This is a genomic window from Roseibium aggregatum (assembly GCF_017309185.1).
GTDB classification, from domain to species: Bacteria; Pseudomonadota; Alphaproteobacteria; order Rhizobiales; family Stappiaceae; genus Roseibium; species Roseibium aggregatum_B.
In genome coordinates this window covers 185,643-200,420 of sequence record NZ_JAEKJZ010000005.1, presented here as the reverse complement: position 1 = coordinate 200,420, position 14,778 = coordinate 185,643, and the positions used below count along the sequence as shown (strand labels likewise).

Annotated in this window: 13 protein-coding genes; 1 reads left to right on the top strand and 12 read right to left on the bottom strand. The window is 61.9% G+C overall.

The window, feature by feature from the left end; all coding sequences use genetic code 11:
- The first annotated feature begins 34 nt into the window (after positions 1-34).
- The gene (locus JF539_RS20765; protein WP_207142651.1) at positions 35-1,036 is read left to right on the top strand and encodes an adenosine kinase; all 1,002 of its coding nucleotides are present in this window, start codon (positions 35-37) and stop codon (positions 1,034-1,036) included.
- Positions 1,037-1,091: 55 nt separating this feature from the next.
- Here JF539_RS20765 and JF539_RS20760 read toward each other — a convergent pair whose 3' ends face one another.
- The 12 genes from JF539_RS20760 to trmB form a co-directional block, all read right to left on the bottom strand.
- On the bottom strand, positions 1,092-1,712 hold the full coding sequence (locus tag JF539_RS20760; protein WP_207142650.1) for a 2,3-bisphosphoglycerate-dependent phosphoglycerate mutase: 621 nt from the start codon (positions 1,710-1,712) through the stop codon (positions 1,092-1,094).
- A 41-nt stretch (positions 1,713-1,753) separates the two neighbouring features.
- On the bottom strand, positions 1,754-2,566 hold the full coding sequence (dapB, locus tag JF539_RS20755) for a 4-hydroxy-tetrahydrodipicolinate reductase (protein WP_207142649.1): 813 nt from the start codon (positions 2,564-2,566) through the stop codon (positions 1,754-1,756).
- Between the two features lie 118 nt (positions 2,567-2,684).
- Entirely contained in the window at positions 2,685-4,823 is a 2,139-nt protein-coding gene (gene pnp / locus JF539_RS20750) for a polyribonucleotide nucleotidyltransferase (protein WP_207142648.1), read from the bottom strand.
- 278 nt (positions 4,824-5,101) lie between these two features.
- Complete coding sequence (gene rpsO, locus JF539_RS20745) at positions 5,102-5,371, bottom strand: 30S ribosomal protein S15 (protein ID WP_207142647.1); 270 nt, start codon at positions 5,369-5,371, stop codon at positions 5,102-5,104.
- Positions 5,372-5,580: 209 nt separating this feature from the next.
- Positions 5,581-6,525 carry a tRNA pseudouridine(55) synthase TruB gene (truB, locus tag JF539_RS20740; RefSeq protein WP_207142646.1) on the bottom strand — a complete coding sequence of 315 codons (945 nt, stop codon included), beginning with the start codon at positions 6,523-6,525 and terminating at the stop codon, positions 5,581-5,583.
- A 115-nt stretch (positions 6,526-6,640) separates the two neighbouring features.
- Entirely contained in the window at positions 6,641-7,099 is a 459-nt protein-coding gene (locus JF539_RS20735) for a hypothetical protein (RefSeq protein WP_207142645.1), read from the bottom strand.
- Between the two features lie 181 nt (positions 7,100-7,280).
- Positions 7,281-7,688 carry a 30S ribosome-binding factor RbfA gene (rbfA, locus tag JF539_RS20730; protein WP_207142644.1) on the bottom strand — a complete coding sequence of 136 codons (408 nt, stop codon included), beginning with the start codon at positions 7,686-7,688 and terminating at the stop codon, positions 7,281-7,283.
- Positions 7,689-7,875: 187 nt separating this feature from the next.
- A complete protein-coding gene (gene infB / locus JF539_RS20725; RefSeq protein ID WP_207142643.1) occupies positions 7,876-10,596 on the bottom strand; it encodes a translation initiation factor IF-2 in 2,721 nt (906 codons plus the stop codon).
- A 29-nt stretch (positions 10,597-10,625) separates the two neighbouring features.
- Positions 10,626-11,261 carry an RNA-binding protein gene (locus JF539_RS20720; protein WP_207142642.1) on the bottom strand — a complete coding sequence of 212 codons (636 nt, stop codon included), beginning with the start codon at positions 11,259-11,261 and terminating at the stop codon, positions 10,626-10,628.
- A 115-nt stretch (positions 11,262-11,376) separates the two neighbouring features.
- The gene (gene nusA / locus JF539_RS20715) at positions 11,377-13,038 is read right to left on the bottom strand and encodes a transcription termination factor NusA (protein ID WP_207142641.1); all 1,662 of its coding nucleotides are present in this window, start codon (positions 13,036-13,038) and stop codon (positions 11,377-11,379) included.
- Positions 13,039-13,116: 78 nt separating this feature from the next.
- Positions 13,117-13,710, bottom strand: coding sequence for a ribosome maturation factor RimP (gene rimP / locus JF539_RS20710; RefSeq protein WP_207142640.1), 594 nt, complete (start codon positions 13,708-13,710; stop codon positions 13,117-13,119).
- A gap of 361 nt (positions 13,711-14,071) precedes the next feature.
- Positions 14,072-14,758 carry a tRNA (guanine(46)-N(7))-methyltransferase TrmB gene (gene trmB / locus JF539_RS20705; protein WP_207142639.1) on the bottom strand — a complete coding sequence of 229 codons (687 nt, stop codon included), beginning with the start codon at positions 14,756-14,758 and terminating at the stop codon, positions 14,072-14,074.
- Positions 14,759-14,778: the final 20 nt, after the last annotated feature.

Sequence of the window (14,778 nt, the reverse complement as noted above, 5' to 3'; positions counted from 1 at the left end):
AGCGCCCAGTCAACGGAGCGAACCAGAGGACCATATGAGCGAAACAAGATTTGATGCCCTTTGCATCGGGAATGCCATTTGCGATGTTTTTTCCCATATCGAGGAGGATTTCCTGGTTGAGGAAAACCTGATCAAAGGGTCGATGCGCCTGATCGATACCGACGAGGCGGTCCGGCTCTTCGGCAAGATGGGACAGACGGTTCGCGTTTCAGGCGGAAGCGCCGGCAACACGGCAGCAGGCATCGCATCCCTGGGTGGACGGCCCGCCTACTTCGGCAAAGTCGCCGAGGACGAACTCGGCGACAGCTACCATCACGACATGAACGGCACGGGTGTCTATTTCAACACTCCGCGGTTGCGGGAATGGAAGCCGACGGCGCGGTCGATGATCCTGATCACTCCGGACGGCGAGCGCACCATGAACACCTACCTGGGCGCCTGCACCGAATTCGGGCCTTCCGACGTCGATGAAGACGTGGTCGCCGCTTCAGCGGTAACCTACATGGAAGGTTACCTCTGGGATCCGGAAGAGGCCAAGAAGGCGTTCCTGAAGGCGGCGGAGGTCGCTCACCTGAACGGGCGCAAGGTCGGATTGACCCTCTCCGACTCGTTTTGCGTCGACCGTTACCGCAGCGAGTTCCTGTCACTTCTTTCCGACAAGGTCGTGGACCTCCTGTTCGCCAACGAACACGAACTGAGGGCGCTTTTCGAGACAGCCGACCTCGACACCGCGATTGCAGCCGCCAGGGAAACGGGCGCGCTGACGGCGCTCACGCTCGGCGCAGACGGCGCGATGATCATCGATGGCGAGGAAACGGTCAAAGTCGCGGCGCAAAAGGTGGACAACGTCGTCGACCTCACCGGAGCCGGCGATCTTTTTGCTTCCGGCTTCCTGTTCGGCCTGGCCCGGGACTACAAATACTCTGACGCGGCCGAACTCGGCTGCCTGTGCGCGGCAAGCGTCATCAGCCACGTCGGCGCCCGTCCGGACCGGCCGCTCAAGAACCTCGCCGCCCAAAGCGGCTTCGAGGTCTGATCCGGCACAAACAAATCCGGGCGGTTTGCGGACCGCCCGGTTTCCGGGAAGGGTTCTAGTCGGCAAGGTCCTGAATGCTCAGCACGCCGCCGTTTTCATCCAGACGGTAAATGATCGGTGTGCCGGTTCCGATTTCTCTCTTGAGAATTTCCTCCGGGCTGAGCTGCTCAAGCTCCATGACCAGCGAGCGCAGGGAGTTGCCGTGCGCCGCCACGATGGTGCGCTTGCCCCCCAGAACCTTGGGCAGGATTTCCGTCTTGTAATAGGGCAGCACCCGTTCGGCGGTCATCTTCAGGCTCTCGCCGCCGGGCGGCGGCACGTCGTAGGACCGGCGCCAGACATGGACCTGGTCTTCACCGAACTTCTGACGGGCCTCGTCCTTGTTCATGCCGGTGAGATCACCGTAGTCCCGTTCGTTGAGAGCCTGATCCCTGAGGGTCTCGAGGCCGGTCTGCCCCAGTTCCTCCAAAATGATATCGAGCGTTCTCTGCGCGCGGGACAAGACAGAGGTGAAGGCCAGGTCGAAGGTGAGTTTCAGGTCTTTCAACTGCTGTCCGGCCCTGTGCGCCTCGGTGACGCCCTGTTCCGTCAGGCCCGGGTCCTTCCAGCCCGTGAACAGGTTCTTCAAGTTCCATTCGCTCTGCCCGTGACGGACAAGCACAAGAAGGCGATCCATGCCGTTCTCCTCAGTCTGACTGTATACGCAATCGTTCAGGTTCAGTCGTTCAGGCCGAGCACATCGGCCATCGAATAAAATCCAGGCTTCTGATCGAAACCCCACAGGGCCGCCTTGACCGCTCCCCTGGCAAAAAGCTGGCGATCCCCGGCCCGGTGGGTCAGCTCGATGCGTTCGCCTTCGCCGGCGAAGATCACCGAATGCTCGCCGATGACGGAGCCGCCGCGCAATGTGGCAAAGCCGATGTCCCCGGTCCTGCGGGGCTCCATGATGCCGTCGCGCGTGCGCACCGAGTGGGCGCCGAGGTCCAGCCCGCGGCCTTCCGCCGCAGCCTCCCCGAGGAGCAGCGCCGTGCCGGACGGCGCGTCGACCTTGTGCTTGTGATGCATCTCCAGAACCTCGATATCGAAATCGGTATCGAGGGCCGCGGCGGCGCGGCGGACGAGGCTCGCCAGCAGATTGACGCCGAGGCTCATGTTGCCGGACTTGACGATGCGTGCGTGGCGTGCGGCCGCCTTGAGAGGCTCGTCCTCGCCCTCTGCCCAGCCGGTCGTCCCGATCACATGCACGATGCGCGCCTGGGCGGCGAGTTCCGCGTACCAGAGGCTTGCGGCCGGCGCGGTAAAATCGAGAACCCCATCCGCCTTGGCGAAAGCGGACAGCGGATCGTCGGTCACAGGAATACCGAGCGTGCCGGTTGCCGCCAGCTCGCCGACATCCTTGCCAAGCAGTTCGGACCCTTCGCGTTCGATGCCCGCAACGACGTCGGCTCCCGGCGTTTCGACGACCGCGCGTGTCAGCGCCCGGCCCATCCGGCCACCCGCACCGACGACAACCAAGCGCATCTGACCCATAGCTGTCCCTTTCTGCCTTTTCCGCTGGCGGTATAGCAGCTTCACGGGCGGAGGCAACTGCCTGAAAACAAAACGGGGGCTAATGAGGCCCCCGTCAGGATCAGATGGAAAGCGAAGCTTATTCCGCTTCTTCCTTCTTCTCTTCTCTCGGGATTTCCTTGCCGGTCTCCTGGTCGACGACCTTCATGGACAGGCGGACCTTGCCGCGCTCGTCGAAGCCCATGAGCTTGACCCAGACCTTGTCACCTTCCTTGATCACGTCGGTGACCTTGGCGACTTTCTTCGGAGCCAGCTGGGAAATGTGGACCAGACCGTCCTTGGCGCCGAAGAAGTTCACGAACGCACCGAAGTCGACGCATTTGACGACCGTGCCTTCGTAGATCACGCCGACTTCCGGTTCGGCGGCAATGGAGTTGATCCAGTTGACCGCAGCCTTGATGGCCTTGCCGTCGGAGGAGGCGATCTTGACCGTGCCGTCGTCCTCGATATTGACCTTGGCGCCGGTCTTCTCGACGATTTCGCGGATGACCTTGCCGCCGGAGCCGATGACTTCACGGATCTTGTCGACCGGGATCTTCATCACTTCGATGCGCGGCGCATGTTCGCCAAGCTCGGAGCGCGCCTCGGTGATCGCGTTGGACATCTCACCCAGGATGTGGATGCGGCCGTCCTTGGCCTGCCCGAGAGCGACCTTCATGATCTCTTCGGTGATGCCGTCGATCTTGATGTCCATCTGCAGCGAGGTGATGCCGCTTTCCGTGCCGGCCACCTTGAAGTCCATGTCGCCGAGGTGATCCTCGTCGCCCAGGATATCGGAGAGAACAGCGAAACGGTCGCCTTCCTTGATCAGACCCATGGCGATACCGGCGACCGGTGCCTTGAGCGGAACGCCGGCGTCCATCAGCGCCAGCGAGGTGCCGCAGACGGTGGCCATGGAGGAAGATCCGTTGGATTCGGTGATCTCGGAGACAACCCGGACGGTGTAGGGGAAGTCGTGATGTTGCGGCATCATCGGATGGATCGCGCGCCAGGCAAGCTTGCCGTGGCCGATCTCGCGCCGTCCCGGAGAGCCCATGCGGCCGGTTTCTCCGACGGAATAGGGCGGGAAGTTGTAGTGCAGCATGAAGTGGGACTTCACGGTGCCTTCCAGCAGGTCGATGAACTGCTCGTCCTCGCCCGTGCCCAGGGTCGCGACCACGAGGCCCTGGGTCTCGCCGCGGGTGAACAGCGAAGAGCCGTGGGCGCGCGACAGGATGCCGACCTCGGAGTTGATCGCGCGGACGGTGGACAGATCGCGACCGTCGATGCGGGTGCCGGTGTCCAGAATGCCGCCACGAACGATTTCCGCTTCGAGCTTCTTGAACTGTTCGCCAAGAACGGTGCCTTCGACGGCTTCACCCTCGGCAGCGTTGGTGATCAGAGCCTCGACGACTTTCGCCTTGGCGGCATCGACCGCGCTCTTGCGTTCGGTCTTGGAGGTGATCTTGTAGGCAGCCGTCAGATCGTCGGCGGCCATGGACTTGATCTTGGCAAAGAGGTCGGAGTGATCCGGCAGCACGAGATCGCGCGGTTCCTTGGCCGCGGTTTCCGCCAGCTTGATGATCGCGTCGATCACGGGCTGGAAGCCCTTGTGGCCGAACATCACCGCGCCGAGCATGGTGTCTTCGTCCAGTTCCTTGGCTTCCGATTCAACCATCAGAACCGCGTCGGCCGTGCCGGCGACAACCAGGTCGAGAGTGGATTCCGGCATGTCGTCGACAAGCGGGTTCAGAACGTATTCACCGTTGATCAGTCCGACGCGCGCGCCGCCGATCGGGCCCATGAACGGAACGCCGGAGAGCGTCAGCGCGGCCGACGAGGCAACCATCGCCAGGATGTCCGGCGCGTTTTCCAGGTCGTGGGACAAAACGGTGATGATCACCTGGGTGTCGTTCTTGTAGCCGTCCGCGAACAGCGGCCGGATCGGACGGTCGATCAGGCGGGAGGTCAGGGTCTCGTGCTCGGACGGACGGCCTTCACGCTTGAAGTAGCCACCCGGGATCTTGCCGGCGGCAAAGGCCTTTTCCTGGTAGTTCACGGTGAGCGGAAAGAAATCCTGGCCCGGCTTGGGTTCCTTGGCGGACACGACCGTCGCCAGAACCTTGGTTTCGCCGTAAGTCGCCATGACGGCGCCGTCGGCCTGACGGGCAACCTTGCCCGTTTCGAGGACGAGCGGGCGTCCGCCCCACTCGACTTCCACACGATGAATATCAAACATCATCTGTCCTATCAAATTTACCCGTCCCGGCCGGTTTCGTTACCGCCAGAACGGACACGTACATTCCCGGTCGGCCCCGGATGGGCCGGTTACCGGGGGACAGGTCACGGGCAAGACAACGGGCGACTTTCCGGGAGATATCGAAAGTGGCCGGCAATCCTGCCCCATGACGTGTCACGAGGCTTCTATAGAGCGTTTGCCCTGAAAATGGAAACGCCGTTTAAGAAAAACGCGGCGGGTTGCTCGCCCGCCGCGTCTTCAAGGTCTTGATCGCGATCTTAGCGGCGAATGCCAAGACGTTCGATAAGCGACTTGTAACGCTCTTCGCTCTTGCCGCGCGTGTAGTCCAGAAGGGACCGGCGCTGCGCAACCATTTTCAGGAGACCGCGGCGGGAATGATTGTCCTTGCCATGGCCCTTGAAGTGTTCGGTCAGGTTGTTGATGCGCTCGGTCAGGATCGCTACCTGGACTTCCGGAGAACCGGTGTCGCCTTCTTTGGTCGCGTATTCTTTGATGAGCTCGGCTTTGCGCTCTGCGGTAATCGACATCGCTCTTTCCTTTCGAAGAGTGGCGGTCCGGTTGACCGGACGCGTTGACATGCCATGAGGCCTGATCCGGATTTCTCCATGAGCCGAGATGTCGGTCAGCAAAGGAGTCCTTCGGACGAACTGGGCATCAGTGCCCAATGGCGGCGGTATATGGCAGAAAACGCAAGGAAAAGCTAGGAGAATCTCGCGTCTCCCGGCCAAAGGCTTCCCTAAAGGTGAAATACCCGCGTCGGCTGGAAGCGACCCTTGTCAATCGAGCCGATGGCGACCGGCACATTGGCGTGGCTGGCGAAAGCGACCTCCGTGTTGAGCGGAGCTTCGCGGCCTCTAAGAAATACTGCCATGCCCTTGCGGATCTTCGCGGCGTCATCGAGGGAGACTGCGACCTCGACAAGGTCGTCCATGGCATCGCGAACGGGCAGGACGAAGTCCTCGACCAGCGCCTCGACGCCCTCGCCTTCTTCAAGTTCTTCGGCGGCTTCCAGGATCTCGTCCAGTCCGATCAGGTCGCTTTCGCCGAAGGGACCGACCAGCAGGCGGCGGAGTTCCGTGACGTGGCCGCGCGTGCCGAGACGGCGTCCGAGATCGCGAGCGAGTGCGCGCACATAGGTGCCCTTGCCGCATTCGGCCTCGAAGACCGCCCGGTTTTCATCCGGACATGCCACCAGATCCAGCCGGTGGACGTCAATGGGCCGGGCATCAAGCTCGACCGCCTCGCCGTCGCGGGCGAGATCATAGGCGCGTTCGCCGGCCACCTTGATGGCGGAAAACTTCGGCGGCACCTGCATTATCGTACCGGTGAACTCGCCGAGAACGGCGGCAATCGCATCTGGGCCCGGACGGATATCGGAGGTGGCGATGACCTCGCCTTCGGTGTCGTCGGTGTTCGTTTCCGCGCCCCAGGTCACCTCGAAACGGTAGACCTTGCGGCCATCCATGACAAACGGCACGGTCTTGGTGGCTTCACCGAAGGCAACGGGCAAAAGGCCCGACGCGCGCGGGTCGAGCGTTCCGGCATGGCCGACCTTCTCGGGCGAGAAGATCCGCTTGATCCTCCCGAGCGCCTCGTTCGACGTCAGCCCGAACGGCTTGTCGAGCACAAGCCAGCCGTTGATGGTGTTCTTTTTTCTTTTGACCTGTTTTTGCCGTGTCATGGGGACTTTTCACTAGGATTACAATTGCGTCACTTCGATATACGAAAAATCTGACTGCCAGAACCATCATCCATGGTCACCAGACAAAGATCAAAACAGTAGTCAACAGACTTCATCAGCGTTCACTCGAAAGTCTTTGTAACCTGTAATGGTCGCAGTAAGTGACATCGCTTCCGTCTTTATTCGGCTTGGCCAGGTCACAAGATCCGGTTATTTTTGGACGAACACTTCCTATTTCACTCCGATTGAACCCGATCAACTCGTCTCCCCTTACCCTGATAAGAAGATAGTATCCTAGTAGTTCATCCCCGAACGTATGAACCACTTTGGTCCCTATCAGCGGTCCTACTTTGAATTTGCCATTTGCATCTGTTCTGGTAACCGCGCGTCTTGAACCGTCCGGAATTTCTGATGCAGCTCCCCTGAGTGCTAATGAAGCCACTAACACGATCTCGGCATTTTCAACTGGCATGCCGTTGCCAAGCAGCACTCCCGTGACCTCCGGCGCAACGATGTGCGGAACGGGAAACACGACACATGCAGAAGTCGCCGCGCCAAGCGCGAGCGCTGCCATTGCTCTGAACACCGCCACCATCCCTCGCACCAACAGGTTCCCAGACGATGCACAAATTCCGGTTGTTGCGCTCTAAAGGCGAGTTTTGCAGTTAGCAAAACGTGCAGAATTCGCCCCGGACAACAATCTCGAACTCACGCAATTTCTAATTGAACCGTGAATTATGGTTTCAACGCGGCAATCATTCTTCCTCGTCGCCGCCAAGATCCTTGGCGACATCCGGGGAATGCAGCAGGGTGCCGATGCGGTCGTCGTCGTCAAAACGGGTGTCGAGAACGAAACGCAGGTCGGGCATGTATTTCATGGTCAGGCGCCGGGAGACCTGGCCGCGCAGGTATTTGGCGCTGCGGTTGAGCGCCTTTTCGACCTTGTCCGCGTTCTTGCCGCCGAGCGGCATGACGAGGCAGGTCGCCAGGCGCAGGTCCGGCGTCATGCGGACTTCCGGAATGGTGACGATGACACCGTCCAGGTCCGGATCGGAGAATTCGCCGCGTGTGAATATGTCGGACAGCTCCTTGCGCACCGTTTCGCCAACGCGAAGCTGGCGTTGCGACGGGCCACGGCTGTCCTGTCCGTGATGTCTTGCCATTTCTGTTTTTCCTCAAACGTCTGTCATTCCGGAATAGTGCAGTGCAGGCTGCGCGCAGATCCGGAGTGCAGCGCATCTGCCGCGCGAAGGCGCGGCCAATTAGAAAAAGAGCGCGCTTTCGCGCGCCCTCCTATCTGGTCTCCGGACCGGACAGCGGTGTCCGGATTGACGGAAAACGACGTGACGATCAGAGCGTCCGCGCGATCTGCTCGACGCGGAAGCACTCGATGACATCGCCCGGACGCATGTCCTGGTACTTGACGAAGTTCATGCCGCACTCCTGACCGGACTCGACTGTCTTGACCTCGTCCTTGAAGCGCTTGAGCGTGCCGAGTTCGCCTTCGTGGATGACCACGTCGTCGCGAATGAGGCGGACGTTCGCACCGCGCTCGACGACACCTTCGGTAACCAGGCAACCCGCGACCTTGCCGACCTTGGAGATATGGAAGATTTCCTTGATCTCCGCATTGCCGAGGAAGGTTTCGCGACGTTCCGGCGACAGCATGCCGGACAGGGCCGCCTTGATGTCGTCGACGAGGTCGTAGATCACGTTGTAGTAGCGGATCTCGATACCTTCTCGCGAGGCTGCCTCACGGGCCTGCTTGTTGGCGCGGACATTGAAGCCGATGATCGGCGCCTTGGACGCCAGCGCAAGGGTGACATCGCTTTCGGTGATGCCGCCGACACCCGACAGAAGGATCCGTGCACCGACTTCGTCGTTGCCGAGTTCCTGCAGCGCATGGGCAATCGCCTCGGCGGAGCCCTGCACGTCGGCTTTCAGAACCAGCGGGAACTCCTTCTTGCCGGTTTCCTGCAGGCGGTTCATCATCTGCTCGAGCGAGCCGCGCGAGCCGGAAGCCACCACGGAGGCCTTCTCGCGGATCTGGCGCTGACGGTAGTCGGTGATCTCGCGGGCGCGGGCTTCGTTTTCGACAACCGCAACCATGTCACCGGCTTCCGGCGTTCCCTGGAAGCCCAGGACCTCGACCGGTTTGGCCGGGCCGGCTTCCTTCACCTGCTCTCCGTTCTCGTCGAGCATGGCCCGGACACGGCCCCATTCGGAACCCGCGACCAGAATGTCGCCCGGCTTCAGCGTTCCCTTCTGCACCAGCACAGTCGCGACCGGACCGCGGCCCTTGTCGAGCTGCGCTTCGATGACGATGCCTTCCGCGGTACGATCCGGGTTGGCCTGGAGTTCAAGCACCTCGGCCTGCAGCAGGATCATTTCCAGCAGCTTGTCGAGGTTCTGTCCGGACTTGGCGGAAACTTCCACGTCAATGACATCGCCACCCATGGATTCGGTGACGATTTCCTCGCTCAGGAGTTCGGTGCGCACCCGGTTGGGATCAGCGTCCGGCTTGTCCATCTTGTTGATGGCGATGATGATCGGAACCTCGGCCGCCTTCGCGTGAGCGATGGCTTCCTTGGTCTGCGGCATGACGCCGTCGTCGGCCGCCACGACCAGGATCACGATGTCCGTCGACTTGGCGCCACGGGCTCGCATCTGCGAGAAGGCCGCGTGACCCGGGGTGTCGATGAAGGTGATCTTGTTGCCGTCCTGATCGATCTGGTAGGCGCCGATATGCTGGGTGATGCCGCCGGCTTCGCCGGTGACCACCTTGGACTTGCGGATCGCATCAAGCAACGAGGTCTTGCCGTGGTCGACGTGACCCATGATGGTCACGACCGGAGGACGCGACTGCAGGGTGGAGGCATCGTCTTCTGTGGTGAAGAGACCTTCCTCGACGTCTGCTTCGGAGACTCGCTTGACCGTGTGGCCCATTTCCTCGGCGATCAGCTCGGCCGTATCGGCGTCGATCACGTCGTTGATCTTGAGCATCTGGCCCTGCTTCATCAGAAGCTTAATCACATCCACGGCCCGTTCGGCCATGCGGTTCGCCAGTTCCTGAATGGTGATGGCTTCCGGCAGGACAACTTCGCGGGAAATCTTTTCGCGCACCACCTGCTGCTGACCGCGCTTCGCCTTTTCCTGGCGCCGGCGCATGGAGGCGAGCGAGCGAGCACGCTGGCCGTCGTCGCCGCCGGTTGCGGCGGAGATGGTCAGCTTGGAGCGGCGGCGGTCTTCGCCGCCACGCGGACGCGCCGCCGGAGCAGGTGCCTGCTTCGGCCGCTTGACTGCACGCAGTCCCTTGTTGGCACGGTCTTCCTCGCTTCCTTCCGCCTCGGGCTTCGGACGGGCGGCGGCCGGCGCAGGCTTGCGCTTGCCCATGTCGTCCAGGCTCGGCGGCTTGCCGCCGTCGGCATGACCCGGCCTGCGGATGGCCGCCTTCTGGGCGGGCTCCGGCTTGGCTGCCTGTTGCGCGGATGTCTTCGGCGCAGCTTCGGCCGCGGGCTTGTCTTCCTTCGCCTGCTCGGCGGCCTGACGCGCCTCTTCGGCTTCCCGCTTGGCCTGCTCTTCGGCTTCGACCTTCGCGCGTGCCTCTTCCTCAGCCTTGCGTTTGGCGGCTTCGGCAACGCGGCGCTTTTCTTCCTCTTCGCGGCGCTTGCGGTCTTCGACCTCGCGTTCCTTGGCCATCTGGAGCGCGGCGGCACGGGCCGCCGCCTCTTCCTTGGTCAAGGTGCGCAGCACATTGCCATTGCCCTTCTGGCGCTGGCCGGAGGCCGCCCGGCGCGCCTGCTTGGTCGCCTGGGGATCAGGCTGCGGCGGCGTACGCGGCGCCTCGGAAGGTCTGTCAAGACGCTGGGTCGTCGGTGCCGGCGCTTCCGGTTTCGGCTCCTGGCCCGGGATCACGACACGGCGCTTCTTTTTCTCCACGACGACGGCTTTGGACCGGCCATGCGAAAAGGACTGCCGAACAGTTCCCTGATCGCCGCCGCGCTTGAGGCCAAGCGTTTTGCCCCGCTCAACGCTGATTGTCTTGTCGCCTGGATTTTTCGTATCGCTCATATTGCCTTCAGTCCTGCGCAAACGCCCTGCTATGCGTCGCTCTTGTCGCCGTCTGCTCCGGACAAGCCGCGAAAACGGTCCAGATCGCGCACCCGCGACAGAAAGTTTTCGCTCGCCTGCCCTTCAAGCAGTGCAGCATGTATCACATTTGACCGGCCCAATGCCAAATCCAATTGGTCCGAATCGAACAAACGGACAATTTGACATCCGTTTGCCTGTTCTTCTCGGCCGGCGGCAACCGCCGCCAGCTTCCTTATCCCGTCTTGCCCCGCATCCGAGGCGTGGATCAGTCCGGTGACGGTGTCCCGCCGCAAGGCCGCTTCCACCTTCGCAAAACCGGTGACCAACTCACCCGCCTTGCGCGCCATCGACATCGCCTGAAGTGCCGAGCGTTCCATGAGTGCATCAACACGGTCCGCCAGTCCCGGCTCGACACGGGCTTCTGTCTTAAACCCCCTGCCGAAAACTTTCTTCCGGTCCTTTTCGGCAACCGCGACGATGTCTTTCGAGGCGGTTACCCAAACGCCGCGCCCGGGAAGGACCCGCTTCAGATCCGGAACCACCAGCCCTTCGGGATCGAGGACGAACCGGATCAGCAAGCTTGTCGGCAGAACCTCCCGCGTGACGGCACATTGCCGTTCGGTTGGTTCATTCTTCCTGGGCACTCGGCCACTCCATCTTGACCGGCACGCCCGCGTTGAACTCAACGGCGGCAGCCTTGCCGATCGATCTCAAATTAGGCCCTGCGGCCCGCGTCACAGCGGCCGGCCCGGAACATCACTATCCGTTCAGGATAGCGCCGCCCGGCGCGCTTTCTTCCACCTGCCCCAGGGCTTCGGCGGCTTCTTCCTCGTCTTCGTCGGCTTCCTCACCGGCCGCCATAGCCGCCAGTTCCTCCTCGGTGACCCAACCCGCAGCGAGGCGCGCCGCCATCACGATGTTTTCCGCGTCCGCGCGGGAGACATCGTAGCCGCTCAAAGCGCCCTCAAAACGCTTCGTCTCGCCATCCTTGCGTTCGGTCCAGCCCACGAGATCGTCTGCGGCGCAGCCGGCCAGATCTTCCATGGTCTTGATGTCGTCCTTGCCGAGGGCGACAAGCATAGCCGTAGTCAGTCCGTCAATCGAGCGCAACTCGTCGGACACGCCGAGCTCAATCCGTTCCTCGTCGAGCTTGGCTTCCAGTTCGCCGAGATAATCGCGGGCGCGAGCCTGGATCTCAACGGCGGTGTCGTCATCGAAGCCCTCGATCATGGAGATTTCGTCAAGCTCCACGTAAGCGACTTCTTCCACGGACGTGAAGCCTTCGGTCGCCAGAAGCTGGCCGACCATCTCATCCACGTTGAGCGCTTCCATGAAGAGCTGCGAGCGCTCCAGGAATTCCTTCTGGCGGCGGTCGGATTCTTCCTGCTCGGTCATGATGTCGATCGCCCAGCCCGTCAATTGAGACGCGAGGCGGACATTCTGGCCGCGGCGGCCGATGGCCAGAGACAATTGGTCATCCGGAACGACGACTTCAATACGTTCGGCATCCTCGTCGAGAACCACCTTGGCCACTTCGGCGGGCTGGAGCGCGTTGACGATGAAGGTCGCCGGCTCCTCGTTCCACGGAATGATGTCGATCTTCTCGCCCTGCAGCTCGCCGACAACCGCCTGAACGCGGCTGCCGCGCATGCCGACGCAGGCACCGACCGGATCGATGGAGCTGTCCTTGGAAATCACGGCGATCTTCGCGCGCGACCCGGGATCGCGGGCAACGGATTTGATCTCGATCACGCCATCGTAGATTTCCGGCACTTCCTGGGCGAAGAGCTTCGCCATGAACTGCGGATGGGTGCGCGACAGGAAGATCTGCGGACCGCGCTGTTCGCGGCGGACATCATAGATGATGGCGCGAATACGGTCACCGGTGCGGAAGATTTCGCGCGGGATCAGCTCGTCGCGGCGGACAATGCCCTCGCCCCGGCCGAGATCGACGATGACGTTGCCGTATTCGGCCCGCTTGACGACGCCGTTGATGACTTCGCCGACACGATCCTTGAATTCCTCATACTGGCGGTCGCGCTCGGCTTCGCGCACCTTCTGCACAATGACCTGCTTGGCGGACTGGGCCGCGATCCGGCCGAAGTCGAGCGGCGGCAGCGGCTCGGCAATGAAGTCGCCGAGGCTGGCTTCCGGGTTGCGGGCCTGGGCGTCGGCCAGCGAAATCTCGGTGGAGACATTCTCGACCGCTTCAACGACCTGAAGCAGGCGCTGCAGACGGATCTCTCCGGTTTTCGGATTGATCTCCGCGCGGACTTCCGTCTCGGTTCCATAGCGGGAGCGCGCCGCCTTCTGAATCGCATCTTCCATCGCGTTGATGACGATCATCCGGTCGATCGATTTTTCCCGTGCGACCGCGTCGGCGATTTGCAGCAGCTCCAGCCGGTTCGCGCTGATTGCCATATTCCACTCCTCTTGCGCCCTTTATCCGAGCCGGATGCCCTGTCGGGCGCGTTTCGTCCTTGCCTCCAGGCCCCGGGCCTAGTTGGGCGTGTTATCCTGTGTCAGCTCCCCGTCGCGACCGCGCGCGGCGAGTGCCGCCTTTTCGGCCTGAAGAGCTGCGGTAATCAAGTCGTCGGTCAGCACCAGCTTGGCTTCGCCGATGTCCTCCAAAGGAAGCGCAACCGTATCGGGCTCGCCTTCCTTTACGTCGGGCAAACGGATATTCGCCACACCCTGTTCCGTGCCGAGCAGCGTTCCGCGAAAGCGTTTGCGGCCGTTTTGCATGACCGCCATGTCCACCTTGAGCTCGTGCCCGGCCCAACGCTCGAAGTCGCCGGCCCGCACCAGCGGACGGTCGATACCCGGCGAAGAAATTTCCAGATGGTAGGCCCGGTTGATCGGGTCCTCGACGTCGAGAGCAGGCGAGACGGCGCGGCTGACGGTTTCGCAGTCCTCCACCGTCATCGTTCCGTCGGGTCGCTCGGCCATGATCTGCAGCGTGCAGCCGTTGGCCGCGCTGATCCTGGTACGCACCAGACGATAGCCGAGATCTTCGATCACCGGCTCCACAATTGCAGCAACGCGGGCGTCCAGTCCCTGTTCCGTGACAATTCTAGGTTCGTGTGCGCTCACACCTGGCTCCTGTTTCAGGCCTTGCGGCCCGAGAGACACCGGCGTTCAAACGAATGCCAGGTCTCTTCAATCTCCAAAGCGATCCATCTCCGCAAGCCCGCAAGGGCCGCCGGAGATCCATTGATCTTGAGCATCAGACACGCCTGATTGTCGGTTTACATAGGGCAGCCCTTGCTCGTCTTCATTCGTTTCCGGCCTTTAGCTAAACGAAAAAGAGCGGGTCCCCGGCGGGCCCACTCTCAAATGCTCAGATAAGCCGTTTGAGGTGAAACATGGGCTGTATAACGCCAAAGCCGCCCGAATTGCAAGGGGCGGTGTCCGAATCCCTCAAAGAAGTTGCAACAGACCGCGGGCGTTGGTTCTAAGCCCGTCGGAATGTGAGGTAGCGGCCGGTGCGTCCCTCGCGGACCGCCTTCGCCTCGTAACGTGTGCCGGGCCAGCCTTGCCAGGGATTTTTCCAGTCCCCCGCGGTTTCCGCAGTCCATTCGAACGCCGGGTGATCGCGGCAGTGGCGCAGGGTCCAGTCGATATAGGTGTCGATATCGCTGGCAAAGCGGAATTCGGAGCCCGGCTTGAGCGCCCGGGCATAGCGGGAAAGATTCTGCGCGTTGATGAAGCGGCGCTTCCAGTGACGTTTTTTCGGCCAGGGATCGGGGTAAAGCTGGTAGGCCAGATCGAGCGAGGCCTCCGGCAGCCAATCCAGGACGTTGACCGCGTCGTCGTCGTAAAGACGGACGTTTTTCAGTCCCTCGCCGGTAATGGCGGTCACGGCTTTGGCCATGCTCCCGACAAAGGGCTCCACGCCGATGAAACCGGTCTGAGGCTCGGTGCGCGCACGGTGAAGAAGATGCTCGCCGCCGCCGAAACCGACTTCCAGGCAGACCTCATTCACATCCCCTTCAAACAGGTCCCGGAGGTCCGCAGGCGCCGGCACGCTCAAGTCAAGCGCCAGACGCGGCAGTTCGCTTTCCATCAGCGCTTCGCGGCGCGGACTGAGCGGTTTGCCCTTGCGGCGGCCGAAGAAGGAGCCTTCGTAACGGTCGGTCATGATTTGTACCGCTCGGTATT